Raw genomic sequence first — 20,985 nt, 5'->3', positions numbered from 1 at the left:
ACCCATCTCCCTCGCTTAGTTCTTCGTTTTCGGGTCCAAAATATCGCGCAAGCCATCCCCAACCAGATTGAACGCCAGCACGGTCAAAAAGATCGCAATCCCGGGAATGATGACCACATGTGGAGAAGTGGCGAGATAGTCACGACCCATACTGAGCATAGCCCCCCAGTCGGGACTCTCGGGCGCGGCCCCCAGACCGAGAAAGCTGAGACTGGATGCAGCCAAGATCGAGGTGCCGATCCGCATGGAAAAAAAGACGATCATACTGGAGACGGTCTCTGGAAAGATGTGTCGAAACATAATCCGGCTGCTTTTTGCCCCCATGGATCGCGCCGCTTCTACAAACACCGCTTCCTTGGCAGCCAATGTATTGCCGCGGATCAACCGGGCAAACGATGGAATACTGAACACAGCTACCGCCACGACGACATTCGTTAAGCCCGGGCCGAGAATCGCAACGATGGCGATTGCAAGCAGCAAGTCGGGAAAAGCGAACATGACGTCACTCCACCGCATGATGAGGCGATCCATCCACCCGCCGTAATATCCGCTAATCAAGCCTAGAATCGTCCCAACCACTGCGCCGACCAGCACAGAAGAAAAGCTGACGCCAAGAGAGATTCCCGTTCCTACGATGATACGGCTCAAAATATCTCGTCCGTATTCATCTGTCCCTGCCCAATGCTCTATGGAAGGAGTTTGCAACGTCACATCATAGTTCGGCTCATACGGATCATAAGGGGCGATCCAAGGACCAAACAGCGCGATGACAAACAAAAACAAGATAAAAAACCCTGCCCAGAAAGCTGTCTTTTGCTTCTTCCACTTCTTCCAAAACTCGCGGGCTCGGGATTTCTTTTCAGTGGGAACCACGACATTATGCCCGATTTCTTTTACTACCTCCATTTACGTCACCTCCTTGCCATTAGCTGTCATAACGGATTTTCGGATTCAGTGCCTTGTACAAGATATCTACCAGCAGATTCACGAGAATGAACTCCAGTGAAAACAACAGGATGACTGCCTGCACGACGGGATAATCGCGAAACGCAATGGAATCGATCAACAGACGCCCCATACCCGGAATGCTAAACACCGTCTCCACGACAACCGATCCGCCCAACAGAAAGCCGAATTGCAAACCGGCGATGGTTACGACCGGAATCATTGAGTTTTTCAGGGCGTGCTTGCGAACGACTACAGATTCCTTCAACCCTTTTGCCCGACCTGTTCGAATAAAATCTTCCTTTAATGTTTCGAGCAGGGAGGACCGTGTAAAACGGGCCAGCATCGACATGATTCCTGCTCCCAAGGTTAACGAAGGAAGCACGTAGCTTTTCCAGCTATCGACCCCACCCGTGGGAAACCAGCCCAGCGTGACAGAAAAAACTTGTATAAGAATGAGCCCCAGCCAAAATCCAGGCAAGGAAATACCGGAAATTGCCGTCAGCATTCCTACGTAATCGGGCCATTTATTGCGGAAAACAGCAGAGATCGTTCCAATCAGCAATCCGAGCACCAAGGCCCAGCCCAGGCTCATAAATGTCAACGTCATGGTTACGGAAAAACGGTTTTCAAACATATCGCTGATGGGAAGCCCCGTCTTCAAGGAGTGTCCCAAATTTCCTGTTAACAGGTTTTGCATGTAGTTGATGTACTGGGTAAGCAATGGCTTATCCAAGCCCAGCTCCTGACGCACCCGCTCGATCTCTTCCAAGGTCGCTTCTTTTCCCGCCGCCAAGCGTACAGGATCACCCGGCACCAGATGAATAAAGAAGAAAATGAGCAACGACACGACAAAAATAATCGGGATGATCTCGATGAGTCTCTTCACGATATAACGGAACATGGTACGGTTCCTCCTAAAAGAAAAGCAGCGCCCAGCGGCAGACAATGCCCGAACGCTGCTTCAAGTATTATTGGAACGCCGCTTCTCTTACATAGATGCCGCCACTTGGTGTGATATAAACCCCGTTCACGTTCGCGCGTTTTCCGTACAAAATTTCATCGACTGCGAGGAAAATCCATGGTGCGTCTTTAAACACATTTTCTTGCACGACGCCATACAATTGCTTTTGCTTGTCTTGGTCTGACGATTGTGTCGCTTCCTTGATGCTTTGATCGACAAGGTCATTTTTGTAGAAAGCCGTGTTCGCTCCCGCAGGCGGGAAGTTCTCGCTGCTAAACAGCGAACGCATCGCATTGTCTGGATCAGCAGAGGACCAGCTTACGTACCACATGTTCATTTTTGCTTCTTCTGGCGACTTGATGCCGTAGATTTCATCAGACAGCGTGGCTTCTTCCATCGATTTCACTTCAACCGTGATGCCGACCTTTTGCAATTGCTGCTGAATGAATTGCATGCCCTTCATCGTATCCGAGTTCGTATTGCCCCAGATATCGGTAGTGAAGCCATTCTCGTAGCCTGCTTCTTTCAAAAGCTGCTTCGCTTTTTCGATGTTGTATTCATAGGTGCCTTGCTTCGCATAGTGGGCAATCGTCGGCGACATTACGGATTCCAGCTGTGCACCATATCCGGATTTCACGACTTTAATGAACGCGTCCTTGTCCACTGCATGGTTGATGGCTTGGCGAACGCGCGGATCATCAAACGGCTTTTTCAGCATATTGATCGAGACATAGCGAGTGATGGTGGAAGGTGTGCGCTCTACTTTTACTCCCTCTTCACCGTTCAGTGTCTCTACTTGCTGCTCCGGCAACGGATAGATGACATCGGCTTCACCCGTCTTCAGCATGGCTACGCGGGAGCCGTTTTCAGGGACGGGCTTGTAGACGATTTTACCGACCTTGGCTGCTCCCTTATTCCAGTGATCTGGATTCAGCTCTACTGTCAGATGGTCTCCCTGTACCCATTCCACGAATTTGTATGGGCCTGTGCCGACTGGATTCTTGGTAATGTCCTTGCCGTACTTTTCCAGAGCCGCCGGGCTGATGATTCCAGTCGTGAACTTGTTGATCATCGCGGAAAACGGCTGGTTCAGTGTCACTTTCACTGTGTGTTCATCGACAACCTCTGTAGACTTGATGTATTTGTAGTTCCGATAGGCTCTCAAGTTATTGTCTTTGTTGCTCATCCTGTCGAAGTTGATTTTGACCGCTTCGGCGTTGAATGGTGTGCCATCATGAAACTTCACGTTTTGCCGGAGCTTGAAGGTATACTCTGTCGCATCTTTATTAACCGAATATTCAGTCGACAAACCCGGCATGAGCTTCAAATCCTTGTCGTAAATTAGAAGCCCTTCAAACATTGCACTTTGGACACCTGAAGACAGTGCATCCCCTGTATTTTGCGGGTCCATCGTGATGAAGTTTTCGTTTACGGCGATTACCAACTGATCCTTTTGCGGCGCTCCTGTCGTTGCCCCCCCATTGGAAGCTGCCGGAGTTCCACTACCACTGCCACCCCCACTGGAACATCCGAAAAGTAAAGCCACTGAAAAAAGTAAGACGGATGCGGTTCGCAAAAACGATGCTTTTTTCATTTTCTTTTCCCCCTTGTCTTCATCTACTTTATGGGTGATATCTGGATGTCCATGGATAGGTCTTATCTGCCGATTATCAGGTAAATACAATTTCTCTTCCACTCGCAGCTGATTCGTAAATGCCGCATAGAATCTTCATCATCTCCACGCCGTCCTGCACAGGGCTGAGCGTTTCTTTTTCACCTAATATGCATGCGACGAAGTGATCGATCTCATTTTGAAAGCCTCGCTTGAAATCAAACGATAATTTATCCATCTGCGGGCTGATATTCAGGATCGTGTCATGCTTTTCTGCAATGATGGACAGCTCTGGCTCCACCTCTGCGCCTCCCTTGTCTCCGTATAGCTTGACGGCCAACTCGTCTTTTTTCGCATGCAGCGTATAGCTCACATCCACGAAAAGGGACGCTCCGTTTTCGAAGCGAATGAGTGCATTGGCCATATCCTCGACGGTGTTTTGGGAAGGATCGTAGTCAGCTGCTTTGTAAAAGGAGAGATTTTTGACGTTGGCCCGATTGCCCAGCTTGTTGTATGTATTGCCACTGACGGTCGTTACTTTAGGGCAGCCCATCAAGTACCAGCACAGATCAATGACATGTACACCGAGATCGATCAGCGGACCTCCGCCAGATCTGTCCTTGTCAGCGAACCAGCCTCCTGGATTGCCCAAGCGACGCAAACAGGATGCCTTCGCATAATAAATCTCGCCCAGCTCGCCCGCATCGATAAACTGCTTGAGCAATTGCGCATTCGTATCGTACCTTCTCACAAAGCCTACCTGGAGCAGCTTGCCACTCTCTTTTACGGCTTCTTCTATCAGAAGAGCGCTTTCAACTGTTGTACTTAAAGGCTTTTCCAGAAGCACGTGCTTCCCCGCTCTAAGGGCAGCGATGGCAATATCTGCGTGCGTGTTGTTCCACGTACAAATACTCACTGCGTCTACCTGCCTATCTGAGAAAACTTCCTCAAGCTTGCTGTAGCAGGTCTCAGCACCGTACTTCTGTGCTTTTTCCCGAGCGCGCTCCTCGTTGAAGTCGACGACGGCACGAATTTCTGTACGCTCGTTTTGCTGGTACGATTGCAAGTGCATGTCTGAAATTGATCCTGCACCAATCACCGCAACTCTCACTTTTGTCATGATGTTGTCTTCCTCCTTGCTTCTCATTCATTAATTAATTTTTTCAGTGGAGTAATTAATAAGATGATACAAAATTGTTTTAATTTTTGCAATATAGATTTTCGAAGAATCCTCCTGCCGCTCCCATCACTCCGGCCTCCACTCCGATTTGGCTTGTGACCACCCGCACTTCATTCGCCAGACCAGGGATGCATCTATCTCTCATGCTCTTTTCGATTTCTGGAAGCAACAGTGCGGATGCGTTCATAACCCCGCCCCCGAAGACGAGGACCTCCGGATTAAACAAATAGATCAAATTGGCTGCTCCTATACCTAAGTAAAACCCCGCTTGCTTTACAATTTCAGTGAAACGCGGATCTCCTGCAAGCGCAGCTTCACTAATCACTTTTGCCGTCAGCTCTCCCTTTTCAACAAGGATTCGATCGGTAACGGGCTCCTTCATGGATGCCAATTTGCGACTGACGGCGTTTTCGATAGCAGTACCAGAAGCGTAATTTTCTAAGCATCCGCGATTCCCGCAGCGGCATTGCGGTCCGTTCCAATCGATCGAGATATGGCCGAACTCACCCGCACTTCCATCTCTACCTAAAACCAATCTTCCGTCGCTGACGATTCCAGCTCCTACCCCTGTGCTGACCGTGACGTAAATCATATTTCGTGTACCGACACCTGCGCCCCACAGCCACTCTGCAATGGCCGCAGCATTCGCGTCATTGAACAGGTGAACGGGCAATCCGAATCTTTGCCCAATCAGCGTGCCAATCGGTACATTTCGCCAGCCCAGATTGCTCGCAAAAATGACTTCGCCGCTATCGCTGTTAATCACACCTGCTGAAGCGATTCCAACACCGCGTACTTTTTCGGGATGGATTCCGCTTGCTGACAGGACATCGTGTGTAGCGGACAGCACTCTTTCGATCACGGCCTTTTCTCCCTCTTCCGCGTGCGTAGGCAGTTGTTTTCGTGCGATCAATCGGCCTGTACGGTCCACTAATCCAGCCAAGATTTTGGTCCCACCCAGGTCCAGCCCAATCGCGTATTCCTCTTTTGCCATGCTCGTCTCTCCTTTGTTTACCGTAACCGTTTGCTGTTAATTTCTCCAACGGCTTTATAAATTCAACTTGCTTTATTTGTAGCATACCCCTCTCTTTTCGTCCAGATTATTCAAAAAATTCACTTCATCGGCTGGTTTCTTTTCGAATACCAAGAAGTACATAGGACAGAATAAAACTGTTAAAACGCCCAAAAGGAGGATTGTCCGATGAATAAACAGACGCTGGCTGCCCATGAATCACTGGATATTCATGAAGTACTTAACTTCAAAACACTCTGCCTCGCCAAATCCAAGCTGATGCAAGGCATTGTATTCGATCAGGATTTACGAGCGTTGATGCAAAAAGATGTAGAGCAATCCTTGCAAGCAATCGAGGAGCTTCAGGCTATTTACAAGAACGCGCCCTTCCAGGCACCGATCCCGCAAACGCGTCCGACCCCCATCATAAACTGAAGGTGAAAATTAGATGAACAACGATTATCAAGATCCCATAAATGCGTTAAACATGCCGGAGAAGGCAGATATGACTTTTGCTATGGACTTCCTCATGCGTGCCAAAGAAGGCGTCCGAAACACAGCAATTGCTCTGACTGAAACCGTTACTCCGGAAGCAAGAGCCGTATTGCGAAAACAACTCCACCAAGGAATTGCTCTCCATCAAGAAATCGCGGAGCTGATGCTCAGTAAGAAATGGTTCCATCCCTACGAGCTCCATGAACAGTATCAACTAGACCACCTCTCAGCCTTGGAAACGATCCAAATCGGGCATATGAACCTCTTCCCTGAAGATACTTCGCGCAAAGGCATGTTCGATCGGACACCAGATGAACACCAATGATGGAGGAACTTATCGATGAAGGCTGTTACATACCAAGGCATTAAAAACGTAGTGGTAAAAGAGGTGCCCGACCCGAAGCTTGAAAAGCCCGATGATATGATCGTGAAATTGACAAGTACCGCCATATGCGGGTCCGATCTCCATTTAATTCATGGCATGATCCCCAATTTGCAAGAGGATTATATTATTGGTCACGAACCAATGGGCATTGTCGAAGAGGTTGGTCCCGGTGTAACCAAGCTGAAAAAGGGCGACCGCGTCATCATTCCATTTACGATTGCTTGCGGCGAATGCTTTTATTGCAAAAACGATTTAGAAAGCCAATGTGACAATTCAAACGAGAATGGCGATATAGGTGGTTTTTTCGGATATTCCGGTACAACTGGCGGTTATCCTGGGGGACAGGCGGAGTATTTGCGGGTGCCCTTTGCGAACTTTACCCATTTCAAGCTGCCCGAAAACTGCGAAATAGAAGATGAAAAGCTGTGTTTGATTGCCGATGTCATGCCAACTGCCTATTGGAGCGTAGATAACGCAGGTGTCAAGAGCGGAGACACCGTGATCGTTCTGGGCTGCGGCCCCGTAGGTCTTCTTGTCCAAAAGTTTTGTTGGCTGAAGGGTGCAAAACGTGTGATTGCGGTTGATTATGTTGATTACCGCCTGCAACATGCAAAGCGTACGAACAACGTAGAAATCGTAAACTTTGAGCAAAAAGAAAATATCGGCAACTACCTGAAAGAAATCACGAAGGGTGGCGCTGATGTTGTCATCGATGCTGTTGGTATGGATGGAAAAATGTCCGCTCTGGAGTTTCTGGCGAGTGGCTTGAAGCTGCAAGGAGGCGCCATGGGGGCAATCGTCATCGCTACCCAAGCAGTCCGCAAAGGCGGCACGATCCAAATTACCGGTGTTTATGGCGGACGCTATAATGCCTTCCCTCTTGGAGACATCATGCAACGCAACGTCAACATACGTTCCGGACAAGCTCCTGTGATCCACTACATGCCCTATATGTATGAGCTCATTACCACTGGAAAAGTCGATCCGGGCGACATCATCACGCATGTCATTCCCTTGAGTGAAGCAAAGCGTGGATACGAAGTGTTTGATACGAAAACAGACAATTGCATCAAAGTCGTTCTAAAGCCTTGATGAAATGACAGGAAGGAAGGTGCCGATGCGATGAGCTACGGATTGCACGAACAGCTTGAACTGCATGAAATTGCTTCTTTTAAAACCATTTGCATGACCAAGTCCAAGACAATGCAAAGCCTGGTTTCCGATGAGACGTTGAGACAGCTTTTGGCTGACGATGTTCTTGTATCCACCAGACAGCTCCAGGAGCTGAGCTCTCTACTGACAAAAGCAAATTCTTAGGGGGACAACACATGACTGGCATTCTTCAAAGCTTAGCTGGTATGGGTGGCCTGACGGATCAAGTAATCGCCATGGACTTCCTCATCTCCGCAAAGAGCGGTGTTCGGAACTATGCGATGGCACTGACGGAAACAGGCACCCCAGAAATTAAGGCAACACTAACCAAGCACTTGGAAGAAGCAATCGATTTGCACGAAAAGATCAGCCTGTACATGATTGAGCGAGGCTGGTATCATCCATGGAATGTTACCGAGCAGATTCAGTTGGATCAGCAAAATATCCAGACCGCGTTAAATCTTTCGTGAACGGAAAGCACCCTTTTGAGGTGCTTTTTATATTGTCTACCATTCGACAATATCTCCTAAAGTAAAAGAAATGAACATCCTATAAAATGGTATATATAGCTATTCTTAGGGAGTAGCGATGATATCCATCTCATGGAGTACCGCAGCTTCTGGCATTCACTAGATGAGCGTTTCAGAGCTACATTACCTCTGTCATGAAAGGTTGATGTTCATGTTTAAAAAAGCCTTGATCATCCTGACTTTAAGCTCAGTTGTCGCTGTACCAAGTTTAGCCGCGGAAGCCCACGGGGCCGCTCTACCATTACAGGAGAAGGCGCCAGCCTCCGCAAAAGCAATAATCAAAAATGCCGCATTTGGTCAGGAAGTATGGGTAATGCTCGGCTCGCCTATTCCAACGGGATGGGTCGTGATCAGATCTTCTGGCAATATGAACCTGATTAAGGATATGAACAATGCTCCTTCTGGTTACGAGGTTTGGGTAATGCTCGGCTCACCTATTCCTGACGGATGGGTTGTGATCAGAAGTTCCGGAACCATGAACCAGATTAAAAATTTGAACAGCGCCTCTTCTAATCAGGAAGTTTGGGTAATGCTCGGCTCCCCTATTCCAACTGGATGGGTTGTGATCAGCAGTTCCGGAACCATGAACCTGATCAAAAATCTGAACAACGCACCCTCTGGTCAGGAGGTATGGGTGATGCTAGGCTCGCCTATTCCTGACGGATGGATTGTTGTCAGGTCATCGGGAACAATGAACCTGATCAAGCGCCTATAGACTAATCAGAATAATGGGATAAACCGCATTCCCAATAGCTAGACTCATAGCATGCATCCTGTCCACAAGCTGACGTCGAAACTCAATCGACATCAGCTTGTTTCTTGTTGGCCATAGGCTGAGGACTCCAACTCCTACCTTTTTTAAACAGGTAGTTTTTTTTATTTCCACCATGCATTGGCATGAGCGATTAGTAAATATGGTATAAATTGTTAATTATTTTGTAATTGTCTTGAAAATACTAGATACATATTTTACCATTAGGAAAACAATTTCAAAATACTTAAAAGAGATGGATTTGGAAAGGAGCCTCATGATGTTAGAAAAAATTTTAGGTAAACTTTTATTGTTCATCATTACTTTTGTCACTCTTGTAAATGGATACTTCATTACGCCGACAAACGCACAGGATCAATCCGAATATCGCGTGGATTTTAGCGGTGTATCCGCTCCGATCCCTGTCAATATCCGTACCGGACCGACAACTTCTGCCGCTATCATCGACAGGCTTCAACCAAATACCCGTGTACAATTTTCTGGTTGGACCCGTGGTACCTCGCTCAATGACTATTGGACAAGCTCCCCTGATAATAGATGGTTCTTCTACGAGAAAAACGGCGTGAAATACTATATTGCGTCTGCTTTTATTAATGGAAACCCACCTGCAACCGATCAAAACAATGTCTTAGTTTCGTATCAGGTAACCATTACGACGAATATCCCTGCTCTTAAACAGGCCTATGAAAATGCCATTCAAAACTGGAACAACACAGGCATTGTTTCATTAACACCAACACAAAATGCCCCTATTACCTTAGGTGAAGGCTATGCGAGGGGTTATGATGGATTTGGCTGGTGGCAATTGAATGGCTCCAGAGTAACCGGTGGCACAGTCATCCAATGGAACAGAGTGAGCAACAGAAACGCCGCTTATTTAGAAGCCTTGGCTACTCATGAGATTGGGCATGTCCTACGACTAAATCACAGATCGGATTACTCGATCATGAATAACTCTTGGTTGACAAGAATCACTGCTCCGACCCAAAACGACATCAATGAGCTTAGAAACATCTTTAGTCGATAACTCCATTGCCCACAAAAAAAGACAATGAAATGCACTCTTTTTGGCTGTCGAGAAAGTCGACGGCCTTTTTTGACGAACTGCCCAACTCTTGTGGATAGACTCCTTTCCTTCTCATGCAACAGCGTATACTATTATAAATATTCCTTACCATTCCCAAAGGAGAATCCCAATGAATAATCAAATCCTCAGTGCACGCCTGACTCTCACTAAAGTGGCATTACCCGATTGGGATCTGATCCGCTCCATCTATTCCAACCCGACACTGATGGAGCATATCGGAGCGACCATGAGCGATGAAGATATCCGCCGTAACTTTGAGAAAGAACTCGCTCCATGGAGTCTCGAATCGAACCACTGGCTAACCTGGATCATACGTGAAACGGACTCTGGTAGCGACGTTGGCTTGATTAGCATCTGCACCCGTAACCGAGAAACTCTCACTGCGGAAGTGGGCTTCATCATACTGGAGGGATTCAAGGGCAAGGGTTACGCAACGGAAGCAATCAGACGTGTATTTGATTTCGCTGTGGATACGTTTGGATTCAAAAAATTTACAGCTGTTTGTTCCGAAGAGCATGCCGCTTCACGCCGTGTTTTGGAGAAGGCTGGAATGAAGCTGGATAAAATCGTGCCCGAAAGCACTGAAATTGCTGGCAAGATGGTGAATGACTGTTTTTATTCGTTAGAGAAGTAAGCGGATCTACGTTGGGCTCCCTAGCAAATCCGCCGATTTCTAGCTGCACCTAGACCAAATATAAAGAGCAAGATTGAGGCACAAACCAAAAGCAGAAGTGGAACAGTCCAGCTACCCGTTACATCATGCAGATATCCGAAAAGGGTCGGTCCTATTGCAGCAAGTAGGTATCCAACTGATTGAGCCATACCGGACAGCTCTGCAGCCTGTTGAGCATTCTCTGTGCGTAAGCCAAAAAACATCATCGATAAACTAAATGCAAAACCTCCACCAATTCCGAGCATGATGATCCACCAAACAATGAAATTCGCGCTTCCGTAAAGTAATCCAAGAGTTCCCATTAAAAGCAAAATTGCTGTAATCGTAACTAATGAGCGCTGACTGGACATACGCCCTGCGATAATCGGAACGACAAAAGTAAAGGGAAGCAAGGCTAACTGCATAATGGAAAGTAACCAACCAGATTGGTCTGGACTTGTTCCTTGCTGTTTTAAGATTTCAGGTAGCCATGTGATCAGTACATAGAAAAACGTAGATTGGAGTCCCATAAACAAGGTTACTTGCCACGCTAGTGGGGAACGCCATAAATTCACACTGCTATCAGCCGATTGATTTTGAACGGTGGCTGTTTCCCTATTGCGGCGTTTCATTTGAGGTAACCAAAACAATATGGATACCAAACTAAGAATGCCCCATATTCCCAATGCCCCTTGCCAGCCAACTCCTAATCCAACTGCAATGGGAACACTAATACCAGATGCTATTGCCCCTAATAAATTCATAGAAATGGAATATACACCCGTCATTAAACCAATTCGTCTAGGAAACTCTCGTTTAATAAGGCTAGGCAACAATACATTAGAAATGGAAATTGCCAATCCAAGAACAGCAGTACCGATATATAAAGTAGCGATTCCTGAGAGGGAACGCAAAATAACCCCAAGAGTAAGAAGGATGATAGAAATTAGAATCATTACTTCTACTCCAAACCTTCGTCCTAATTTAGGAACAATTGGAGAAAAAAGTGCAAAGGCTAATAGGGGCAACGTGGTAATCATACCGGCCAGCGTATTCGAAATATGAACATCGTCCCTAATAAGACCAACTAGAGGCCCCACCGAGGTTAAAGGGGCCCGTAAATTAGCTGCAATAAAAATAATCCCTACAATAAACGCAAAAACTGCTGATCTAGTGACATTTGGATTTGATTTTATCTCTTGCTTGCTCATCTTTTTCCCTCTTCGTCTATTAGATTGGATTCGAAACTCAATGAAAATATATTATAATATACTTTTAGTCTTATAATGTATACTATAATACATCAATAGATAATTGTCTAATGTCTATCATCTCTAATAAATCACAACAAAAAATAACCCTCTAGCAACCATTCGGTCGATAAAGGGTCATAGTCGTCGTAGTCTATGAACATACAGGGGATCAATTTTCAGACCCCATATTTCAATATAATATGGAGCACAACAAGCTCGTCGGACTGATTTATATAGGAATGCGTGCCATCTGCACAAAAACTAATCGAATCATATTGATTCAAGACGTACGACTCATTATTTACATGAATGGAAAGGGTTCCTGACATTACTGTCGCAATTTCCGTTGTATTGTGGTGATGCTTCTCTGGATGGTATGAGCTGTTCGGTTGTAAATAAGCTCTATACGTTTCAATTTCATTACTTACGTTTTGAAAGATTGGCTCAATGACCCACTCTTTATTTTCCCCAGCAATTCTGAGTCCCTTCCCAGCTCTGGACAGATTCACACTGTTTTCCGTTGAGAATAACGCCAAGAGTGGTATAGATAAGCATTTCGAAATTTTCCACAGCACCCCGATTGTTGGGTTGGTTTCTCCACGCTCAATATTTCCAAGTGTCAGCTTGCTCACACCGGATAGCTCTGATAAATCTTCAAGGCTCAAATGCTTCTCTTTACGAATTTTTTTTAATACCCCTCCAACCTGTAAAACAACTTGTTTTGGATCATCGGTTTCTAGATTCACTTTAAGCCCCCCTTTGCCACAACGATGGAAACTATAAAAATTTGCTATTAGCATTCATATACGATAGTGGGTGGAATCATACTAAATATACCAGATCATCAATCATAACCCCATAAAAAAGAAACCCTTCCTGCCGAAACAGAAAGGGCCTCCTCCAGCTGGTCTGCTACTTAAACCAGCCTTTTTCCTTGGAATGCATAATCGCCTCGATCCGATTGCTAACACCGAGCTTATCGAGAATGATGGAGATGTAATTCCGCACAGTCCCTGTCGTAATGTACAGCTGGCTGGCAATCTCCTTGGTGTTCTTCCCGTCAGCGATCAAAAGCAGGACTTCCTTTTCCCGCTCTGTCAGCGGATTCTCCTGCCCGTATGCCTCATCGACCAACTCAGGCGCATAGATCCGCCGCCCGGCCATAATGCTGCGGATCGAGCTAGCCAGCTCCTCGCTCGGACTGTCCTTGAGCAAGTAGCCGTTTGCGCCTGCCTTCAGTGCCCGTTCGAAGTAACCTGGGCGAGCAAAGGTTGTAAGAATCATCACCTTGCACCCGCTGCCTTTCAATTCCTCAGCAGCGTCCAATCCGCTTTTGACTGGCATTTCGATATCCATAATGCATATGTCGGGTTGATGCTGATGCACGAGCTTAACGGCATCCTCACCATTACTTGCTCTTCCGACGACCTTCATATCCTCTTCCAAATCAAGCAGGGAAGCAAGGGCTCCCAAGAGCATCCGCTGATCCTCTGCAATAACAATGCGAATCATCCTCCCGCCTCCTGTTCCGGTTGTTTGAAGACGTTGGGTACCCGAATCACTAGCTGTGTTCCAGACATTGAGGACTGGATTTCCATGCTTCCGTTGACAAATTCCAGCCGTTCCTTCATCCCACGCAAACCGTTGCCTCGGTAAACCAATTCCTCCGCCATTCCGATGCCATTATCCGTTACGCTTACGACGAGATCGGTACGAGTGGGTTCAATGACGATGGAACAGGCGGTGGCATTGCTATGCTTCACAATATTGTTGACCGCTTCTTTCAGGCACATGCACAACACATTTTCCGTCATCAGCGAAGTATTGGTCAAATTCGTGTCGCCTTCCAGCACGAATTCAATATCCGCTGCCTTGAAAATTTGCTTGATCCGAAACATCTCATCCTCTAACCGCGTCCCGCGCATTTGCGTGACCATTTCCCGTACCTCTTTCAAAGCGATTCGCGCCGTTTGCCTGATTTCCTCCAGCTCCGTTCTCGCCAGAGCAGGATTTTTGTTGATCAGCTTGTTCGCCAAATCACTTTTCAACCCAATTAGGGAGAGCTTCTGCCCCAGCGTATCGTGCAAGTCTCGGGCAATGCGTTGGCGTTCCTCGAGCTTGACCAGCTCTGATATCCGCTTGTTTGCATGCTCCAGCTCTCCTTGCAGCTTCTCTCGCTTATTCCAGTTGTACGTAGTCACGGGCAAGAGAATGACAGCGATCATGCTAACCAAAACAAACGGAAGCTGGCCAATCAATTGCGCGTTTTTGGTGAAAAAGCCGATGTTGACCGATAAGGTGGTGCTAATCAAATGAACCGTGTACAGCGTAACAAAGCCGATCTTGTTCTCGATATTCCCGATAAAAAACGCCAGGAAGAGCGAGAAATACACATAGCCGAACATCAAGGTCATGGCGACGGATATGATAATCTGCACACTCGTCCAAAAGTAAATTAGCCAGCCCTTTGACAGGAAGGAGAATACATAGCAAATGAAAAACAGAATGATCATGATGATTCCGATCACTGCTTCGTGCGTCGAAGAGGACCGGAAGATGAAATAGAATGGCAGGATGTAGAAGACAACCCACACATAAGGGCTCAAGCCCGTATTTTTTTGAAGAATGTGATACCACTTCTGCTTCTGCATGATTGCCCACCTTTTCTTCGCCACTCTCTCAAGTGTATCGGAATTCAAAGGTTTATGGCAGGCTTATTTTCCTTCCAAACTCGGTTTGGAGCCTTGGAGTGCATCCATGATCACTTCAGATCGAGCAGCAGCCAATCGCTTGATGCCTTTGAAGCTCACAAAACGCTTGTTGCTCTCATCCCATAAATGAAAACGCAGGCACTGCAAGCTGGACGCCAGTGTAATCGTTGTCGCCATATGAAGCGGCGGTGTCTCGTTATGGGCTTTTTCCAGGTTGTAATTCGGTACGCGTGGGCTTAAGTGATGGACGTGGTGAAAGCCAATATTGCCTGTGATCCATTGCAAAACCTTCGGCAGCTTATAGTAGGAGCTTCCTTCTACTGCTGCTTTCACGTAGCTCCACTCTTCTTCGTTCTCAAAGTACGAATCCTCATACGTATGCTGCACATAAAACAGCCAAATCCCAAACAATCCCGAGACAAAAAAGATTGGACCTTGAATCAGCAGGAATGCTTGCCAGCCAACCGCCCAGATTAAGAGCCCATAAAGACTGACCAACAACACATTCGTCAAATACGTATTCATCCGCTCTTTGCGGCGAGCTCTCTTTACATTAAAACGATATTGAAGCAAAAAGACAAAAATAGGACCCAAACCAAACATAACGATCGGATTACGGTACAGCCGATAAGCAATTTTACGCCAAGTAGGAGCTTCGAGATATTCATTAACAGTCAACATCCACAGATCGCCTACGCCTCGTTTGTCGAGGTTGCTGCTCGTTGCATGGTGAATATTGTGACTATTTTTCCACTGTTCATACGGAACGAGGGTAAGCACACCAGTAATCGTCCCTACGATGTCATTTGCCCGACGATTTTTGAAAAAGGATTGGTGGCAGCAATCGTGGCAAATGATGAAGGTACGGATGACGAAGCCAGCTGCGACAATGACGATAGGCAACGTGAGCCAATAAGACACAGACAGACTGAGATAAGCTCCGTACCAGAGCAGAATCAGCGGAACCAACGTATTGAATAGCTGTCGGATACTCTTTTTCAGGTCTGATTTTTCAAAGGGGGCAACATTCTTTTTCAACTGGGCAATGTTGGCTTGATGCATCTATTGTTTCCTCCTCGATCGAAGCGCATAGACACGTGGAATGCGCCGAACGCCATATTCTATCTTTATTGTAGAAAATAGTGTCTGGCCGCTGTAGTCATAAACGTCAAGTCGAAGACATGACAAATGTCATGGTTGAACAAGCGACTGGAAATATTTAAGGTACATAAACGAAGTAGACGTCCCATATTATGCCAAGAAAAGACCCCATCCATTCTTCCGGATGAGGTCTTTTGCTTTGACACCGTATTCTTTTTACTTCACATCGAGGCGCTTCATGATATCTTCGAGCAGCAAATTCGCTGCCTTGATGCCGCCTGCTTTGTTCCAGACCGTTTCGTCTACTTGGTAAACTTGATTGGTTTTCGCCACATTCAGAGATTTGAAGACTGGGCTCTCCATCCATTTTTTTGCATTGTTCGCAATGTCTTTAGATTCTTTCGTTGGCTCCGTTACCCAGTAGAACAGGATGTCCCCGTCCATCGCAGACATACCTTCTTCGCCGATCATTTCTGCAAAATTGTTTACGTCCTGGGAAGCTGGACGTGCGAGTCCCAGCTGATCGAGCAGCACACCGCTAAAGGTATCTTTTTGATAGATTTGTACGCCTTTTTTGGAGAATTTCGCTACGGATACTTTAGTAGAAGCTTTAGGACCCAGCTTTGCTTTCGCAGCAGCTACGCGGTCGTCGAATTCTTTCAGGACTTGCTCGCCTTCCGCCTTCTTGTTCAGTGCTTCTGCATAGAGCGTGAAGTTGCTTTTCCATCTACCGGACAGCTCTTCAGAGAATACGGTTGGAGCGATTTTAGACAGTTGATCGTAAATCTTTTCATGACGCACTTTATTTCCGATGATCAAATCAGGGCTCAGGCTTACAATCGCTTCGAGATTCGGCTGGTCTTCGAAGCCCAACACTTCTACGCCTGTCATCTCGTCTTTGATGTGAGGATACCAAGGATCTTCATCCCAGGACTGTACAGCAGCGATTGGCTTGACGCCAAGTACTAGCAAGGCTTCCGTACCTTCATTTGTTAAAATAACCACGCGTTCTGGTGTTCCTTTAATCGGAGTGGTACCCATTGCGTGTTTTACTTCTCGTACTTCATTGGAATTTGCTGGTGCTGGTGTTGGAGTAGCCTCAGTCGTCGTTCCCGATGCAGCTGGCGCTTGTTGAGCTTGGTTGGCATTGCCTCCGCAGCCGGCAAGGACAACCAGAAAGCACAGCGCGAAGAAGCTGGTCATGATGTGGCGCATGGTACGTAAACTGGTCTTACTTTTCATATCGAGAATGCCCCCACTTCTGCTTATCAACTTATTGATAACAATTATCAATTGATAGTATATAGAGACTCCTCTTACTTTTCTATGGACGTGATTGTCTAATTGTCATGGACCAAATTACCCTTGTGTGCATTGGAGAAAATACGCTGTACTCCTTTGAATCGTATGCTCTCTGCCAAACGGTCCCCATGGGTCCCATTCGTGATTGGCGGGATGGTACACTTTGTTTTCCCGCACCGCACGCATATCTCTCCAAAGCGGGTTGTTCCACAGTGCTGCTACATGCTCCCGTTCACTCCAAAACACGATGATTCTCTCCGGGTTCAATTCGATCAGATCGTTTAGCGCATTTGGTTTATAGGCCGCATGGGTCACATTCGGGTCAGGCGAAAATCCAAGCTTGTGATAAAACAAGTCAGCGAGGGCGTGTCCCTCTACACCATACAGACGCACCTCATCAGCAAGGACGCGAATCATCGTCCATTCACCCGTGCGTGTAACCGGTAACAGTGCATCTCTTGCTTGTTTTTCCAATTTGTCGATGTGCTTGATGATTTTCTCTGCCAGACTCTCTTTCTTGAAGAGCGTCGCCAATCTGGTTTGGTAGTCAATCCAGTTCGGATAGCCGTCAAAGAAGACCGTTCCTTTTATTTTCTCCCAATCTCCTGCCTCCCGATTGTGAAAAAAATTCATCCTGACGATCACATCTGGCGACAAAGTCAAAATCTCTTTCGGATCGATCAACTGCTCTGCATTCAGTGCTTTTGTCCCGCGCAGCTTTTGCTGCAAATAAGAAGGAAAGCCCGTCCTCGTTTCAAAGTAGTTCGGGAAGGAGGGGGCAGCTATCGGCTGAATTCCCATCGCAAGAAAATGATCCTGCAAAAACAGCTTGCTGACGACGACTACCCGCTGGTCACTTTGCTTCATATAAATTTGCGGCGACAATCCTTCTCGTTTTTTGAAGAGTCTACTAAAATACAGCTCATCGGTATAACCTACGTTACGAGCTACATCCTTCACACTTCCTCCAGAATGAGCAAGCAACTCCTTGGCATGCTCCATCCGTAGCCCAGTCAAATACTCCCCAGGCGTCATTCCCGTTGCACGTTTGAAAGCACGGCAATAAGAGCTGGGGGTCAGCCCCGCCAGCTTCGGCAAGCTTCCCAATTCTAATGACTCGCGGTAGTGTTTTTGCATGTAGGCAATGGTCTCCTCAATAGCTCCAATCCCCTTTTCCTCTTTCTTTTTCTGTTCATCATGAACAATACCAAGCAGCTCGTAGAGAAGCGCTTGGCTCCGCAAAAAAGAAGAGTAGTCCCGCTTCCGTGTCAAATGCGAAAGCTCCTCCAATATCCTCAGAAATGAGGCGGGAGTAGAGACAGCCAAAACCTTGACTTCTTTCCTCGCGGGAGCGCTCTCTTGCTGATCGTGTCTCGCTTCCGCGTAATGCAGCCTATATATGTGCAACGGTCCTGATTGGCACCACAATTCTTCTAGCTTCGTCGTCGGACGCAACAACAAGAGCTTTCCGGCGTCGAGCACCTGCTTTTGACCATCAACCGCCATCGCTGCACTTCCTTCTGTCACATAGCAAAGGACATGGGTGTTTACCTCCACCTGACGCAGGTGAAAATTTTTCAATCGCTGTTTGCGAAAGGCGGTTATCAACAAGCCAGGATAATCCTGATAAATCGTCAACAGACTCACATCCTTCTATCACCGGAAAATAACAAGAAAAAGTAGACAAGCTGATTGCAAGAATCAGCCTGTTCTACTTTTATCATGTTGGAGATCTTTTTATTTGGCAAGTACTTGCCTATGCGTCTATTGTGAGGAACGATTTGAACGGAACATCAGCAAGAACAGATAGGGCGCGCCCAGCAACGCCACCACTACTCCTGCCGGAATATCTTTCGGGATCAGGACGGTCCTTCCCAGCAAATCAGAAGCAGCCAGCAATACGGCTCCAAGCATGGCTGAGACGACAACTGCACGGCGATGATGAGGTCCAACCAGCATACGTGCTGCATGCGGAGCGAGAAGACCGATAAAACCTACGGCTCCGACACTGGCAACAGCCGCTGAAGCGAGCAACACTGCAATGACTGCCACAGACAGCCTCGTTATCCGCACCTTTAACCCCAATCCAGTCGAGCTCTCGTCGTTAAATGACAAGAGATCCACCCGACGGCCTAACCACCACGCGATTGGTGCTAAGACGAGGATCGCAGGCAACAGGCGGCCTACTTCCATCCATCCCCGCCCGTATGTACTTCCTGCCAGCCAAGTGAGTGCAGGCGCTGCCAAGATCATGGAATTTACGATCAAGATATTGATAAAGGCGGCACCTGCGGCAGAAACCGCAATTCCTACTAGCGTCAAGATGATTGGATTGAGTCCCCTTCTCCAAGAGACCGCATACACAATCGCAGCAGAGATGATTCCCCCTGCAACGGCCCCAAGCGGCATCCAAGCCGAGAGTTGAGGAAACACGAGGAGCACGATAATCGCCCCTACACCTGCACCGCTCGTGACACCGACAATCTGCGGATCAGCCAGTGGATTTCGTACTGCACTCTGCATGAGACTTCCGCTGATCGCGAGTGCCACACCTGCCAACATCGCTGTCAACAGTCGCGGCATCCGAAGCTCAAACACCAATTGGCTGTACATCTCGTTTCCTTGTCCCATGAAAATAGCGATGATCTCCGTCCACGGCAGGTACAAGTTTCCGCTAGACAAGCTGATCATCCAAACGACCACGAGCAGCACAGCAAGCGTGCACACAATCAACGGATACGAAACTTTGCGTTGTGCTCCACCGACACTCATCGAGCTTCCAGTACCAGCACTCATACTGCGCGAGACACGCAAAGCCAGCCAGATCAACCATGGACCACCAATAGCAGCCGTGATGGCTCCTGCCGGAAGTTCACCATAATGATTGATAAACATGCGTGCAATCGTGTCGGAAGCTACCAGCAGCGCTGCCCCCCAGATGGCACATAGCGGCAACAGCCATCTATGCTGAGTGATGCCTGACAATCGCACCAGATGCGGAGCCACGAGTCCGATGAAACCGATTGGCCCGACCACACTGACACTGACGCACGTAACCAAGATCGCAATAAACATGGTGAAAAGCCGTGTTTTTGCTACCTTTTGCCCCAAGGATTTCGCCGTTTCTTCATGAAGGCTAAGTACATCAAGCTGCCTAGCCATGAAAAAGCTGACCAAAATCCCGGCTACAATCCAAGGCCAACTGAATTCTACACCCGACCAGTCATTTTGCTTCAAGGAGCCTGAGCCCCAGAGGAAAATGCCATTTGTCGTTTCTTCGTTAAACAAGATGATGGCACTCGTCAAGGAGGAGTACACCAAGGTGACAATCATCCCGGACAAAGCCACACGCACAGGCGTACCTTTTTGCCCGCCAGACATGAAGTATACGGTAACAGCTGCGAGTATTCCGCCTGCCATCGCAAATGGAAGCGGGTGGTCATGCAAGAATGATGGCCAAAAAACCATCCCGAACACCACGAAGAAATAAGCACCCGCATTTACGCCCAGTGTCGTTTCCGAAGCGAGCGGGTTTCGTGTCACTGTCTGCATCAAAGCTCCGGCAATAGCCAATGCTGCACCAGACAAAAGCCCCATGACCGTTCTCGGAAGCCTCACACCTTGAATCATATGGTGATCGGAAATGTCTTGCGGAGCAATAATAGCCTGTACAACAGAACGCAGAGAAATGTCTGCCATCCCCTGTGTCAAACTGACAAATGTAAGCACTAACAGAGCGACAAGTCCACTCCCTAACATCAAGAACAATCTCCAGCCCCCTCTTTGTGAGGAGCTGGCTGGAGTGATGTCAGATCGTGTAAACATTTTATTT

21 protein-coding genes are annotated in these 20,985 nt (G+C 47.3%); 8 read left to right on the top strand and 13 right to left on the bottom strand.

The genetic code is table 11. The annotated features are described in order from the left end of the window. Nucleotides 1-15: 15 nt before the first annotated feature. The 5 genes from C7R91_RS11385 to C7R91_RS11365 form a co-directional block, all read right to left on the bottom strand. Complete coding sequence (locus tag C7R91_RS11385; RefSeq protein ID WP_047072095.1) at nt 16-906, bottom strand: ABC transporter permease subunit; 891 nt, start codon at nt 904-906, stop codon at nt 16-18. A gap of 19 nt (nt 907-925) precedes the next feature. Then, on the bottom strand, nt 926-1,849 hold the full coding sequence (gene nikB, locus C7R91_RS11380; protein ID WP_047072096.1) for a nickel ABC transporter permease: 924 nt from the start codon (nt 1,847-1,849) through the stop codon (nt 926-928). Between the two features lie 67 nt (nt 1,850-1,916). Further along, nucleotides 1,917-3,503, bottom strand: coding sequence for a glutathione ABC transporter substrate-binding protein (locus C7R91_RS11375; RefSeq protein ID WP_047072097.1), 1,587 nt, complete (start codon nt 3,501-3,503; stop codon nt 1,917-1,919). A gap of 76 nt (nt 3,504-3,579) precedes the next feature. Beyond that, a complete protein-coding gene (locus C7R91_RS11370) occupies nt 3,580-4,641 on the bottom strand; it encodes a Gfo/Idh/MocA family protein (RefSeq protein WP_047072098.1) in 1,062 nt (353 codons plus the stop codon). A gap of 79 nt (nt 4,642-4,720) precedes the next feature. Further along, nucleotides 4,721-5,695, bottom strand: a complete 975-nt coding sequence (locus C7R91_RS11365) for an ROK family protein (protein ID WP_047072099.1) — start codon at nt 5,693-5,695, stop codon at nt 4,721-4,723. Nucleotides 5,696-5,902: 207 nt separating this feature from the next. Between C7R91_RS11365 and C7R91_RS11360 the strand changes: the two genes are divergently transcribed. The 8 genes from C7R91_RS11360 to C7R91_RS11325 all read left to right on the top strand — a co-directional run bounded on the left by C7R91_RS11360 (nt 5,903) and on the right by C7R91_RS11325 (nt 10,768). After that, nucleotides 5,903-6,148, top strand: a complete 246-nt coding sequence (locus C7R91_RS11360; protein WP_012684543.1) for a hypothetical protein — start codon at nt 5,903-5,905, stop codon at nt 6,146-6,148. A 13-nt stretch (nt 6,149-6,161) separates the two neighbouring features. Continuing rightward, nucleotides 6,162-6,533, top strand: a complete 372-nt coding sequence (locus tag C7R91_RS11355; RefSeq protein ID WP_047072100.1) for a spore coat protein — start codon at nt 6,162-6,164, stop codon at nt 6,531-6,533. A 15-nt stretch (nt 6,534-6,548) separates the two neighbouring features. After that, a complete protein-coding gene (locus tag C7R91_RS11350) occupies nt 6,549-7,685 on the top strand; it encodes a zinc-dependent alcohol dehydrogenase (protein WP_047072102.1) in 1,137 nt (378 codons plus the stop codon). 30 nt (nt 7,686-7,715) lie between these two features. Next, a complete protein-coding gene (locus C7R91_RS11345) occupies nt 7,716-7,910 on the top strand; it encodes a hypothetical protein (RefSeq protein WP_047072104.1) in 195 nt (64 codons plus the stop codon). Between the two features lie 11 nt (nt 7,911-7,921). After that, the gene (locus C7R91_RS11340; protein ID WP_047072106.1) at nt 7,922-8,215 is read left to right on the top strand and encodes a spore coat protein; all 294 of its coding nucleotides are present in this window, start codon (nt 7,922-7,924) and stop codon (nt 8,213-8,215) included. A gap of 211 nt (nt 8,216-8,426) precedes the next feature. Beyond that, entirely contained in the window at nt 8,427-8,990 is a 564-nt protein-coding gene (locus C7R91_RS11335) for a hypothetical protein (protein ID WP_047072107.1), read from the top strand. Between the two features lie 316 nt (nt 8,991-9,306). Continuing rightward, the gene (locus tag C7R91_RS11330) at nt 9,307-10,074 is read left to right on the top strand and encodes a matrixin family metalloprotease (protein WP_047072108.1); all 768 of its coding nucleotides are present in this window, start codon (nt 9,307-9,309) and stop codon (nt 10,072-10,074) included. A 169-nt stretch (nt 10,075-10,243) separates the two neighbouring features. Next, nucleotides 10,244-10,768, top strand: coding sequence for a GNAT family N-acetyltransferase (locus C7R91_RS11325; protein WP_047072109.1), 525 nt, complete (start codon nt 10,244-10,246; stop codon nt 10,766-10,768). 20 nt (nt 10,769-10,788) lie between these two features. Here C7R91_RS11325 and C7R91_RS11320 read toward each other — a convergent pair whose 3' ends face one another. The 8 genes from C7R91_RS11320 to fhuB all read right to left on the bottom strand — a co-directional run bounded on the left by C7R91_RS11320 (nt 10,789) and on the right by fhuB (nt 20,978). After that, entirely contained in the window at nt 10,789-11,997 is a 1,209-nt protein-coding gene (locus C7R91_RS11320; RefSeq protein WP_047072110.1) for a CynX/NimT family MFS transporter, read from the bottom strand. A 218-nt stretch (nt 11,998-12,215) separates the two neighbouring features. Continuing rightward, nucleotides 12,216-12,785, bottom strand: coding sequence for a helix-turn-helix domain-containing protein (locus C7R91_RS11315; protein WP_047072111.1), 570 nt, complete (start codon nt 12,783-12,785; stop codon nt 12,216-12,218). A gap of 166 nt (nt 12,786-12,951) precedes the next feature. Continuing rightward, on the bottom strand, nt 12,952-13,551 hold the full coding sequence (locus C7R91_RS11310) for a response regulator transcription factor (protein WP_047072112.1): 600 nt from the start codon (nt 13,549-13,551) through the stop codon (nt 12,952-12,954). After that, nucleotides 13,548-14,690 (bottom strand): sensor histidine kinase, encoded by a 1,143-nt coding sequence (locus C7R91_RS11305; protein ID WP_047072113.1) that lies wholly within the window; start codon nt 14,688-14,690, stop codon nt 13,548-13,550. Before C7R91_RS11305 ends, C7R91_RS11310 begins: the two co-directional genes overlap by 4 nt. Before the next feature lie 63 nt (nt 14,691-14,753). Next, the gene (gene desA, locus C7R91_RS11300; RefSeq protein WP_047072114.1) at nt 14,754-15,812 is read right to left on the bottom strand and encodes a Delta(5) desaturase DesA; all 1,059 of its coding nucleotides are present in this window, start codon (nt 15,810-15,812) and stop codon (nt 14,754-14,756) included. A gap of 255 nt (nt 15,813-16,067) precedes the next feature. After that, nucleotides 16,068-17,093, bottom strand: a complete 1,026-nt coding sequence (locus C7R91_RS11295; RefSeq protein WP_047072115.1) for an ABC transporter substrate-binding protein — start codon at nt 17,091-17,093, stop codon at nt 16,068-16,070. A gap of 117 nt (nt 17,094-17,210) precedes the next feature. Further along, on the bottom strand, nt 17,211-18,800 hold the full coding sequence (locus C7R91_RS11290) for a helix-turn-helix domain-containing protein (RefSeq protein WP_255322512.1): 1,590 nt from the start codon (nt 18,798-18,800) through the stop codon (nt 17,211-17,213). Nucleotides 18,801-18,917: 117 nt separating this feature from the next. Continuing rightward, on the bottom strand, nt 18,918-20,978 hold the full coding sequence (gene fhuB, locus C7R91_RS11285) for a Fe(3+)-hydroxamate ABC transporter permease FhuB (protein WP_083995149.1): 2,061 nt from the start codon (nt 20,976-20,978) through the stop codon (nt 18,918-18,920). Nucleotides 20,979-20,985 lie beyond the last annotated feature (7 nt).

It is taken from the genome of Brevibacillus formosus (genome assembly GCF_003013405.1).
GTDB lineage: Bacteria > Bacillota > Bacilli > Brevibacillales > Brevibacillaceae > Brevibacillus > Brevibacillus formosus.
The sequence above is the reverse complement of the archived record's forward strand: the minus strand, read 5'-3'. Positions and strand labels throughout refer to the sequence as shown.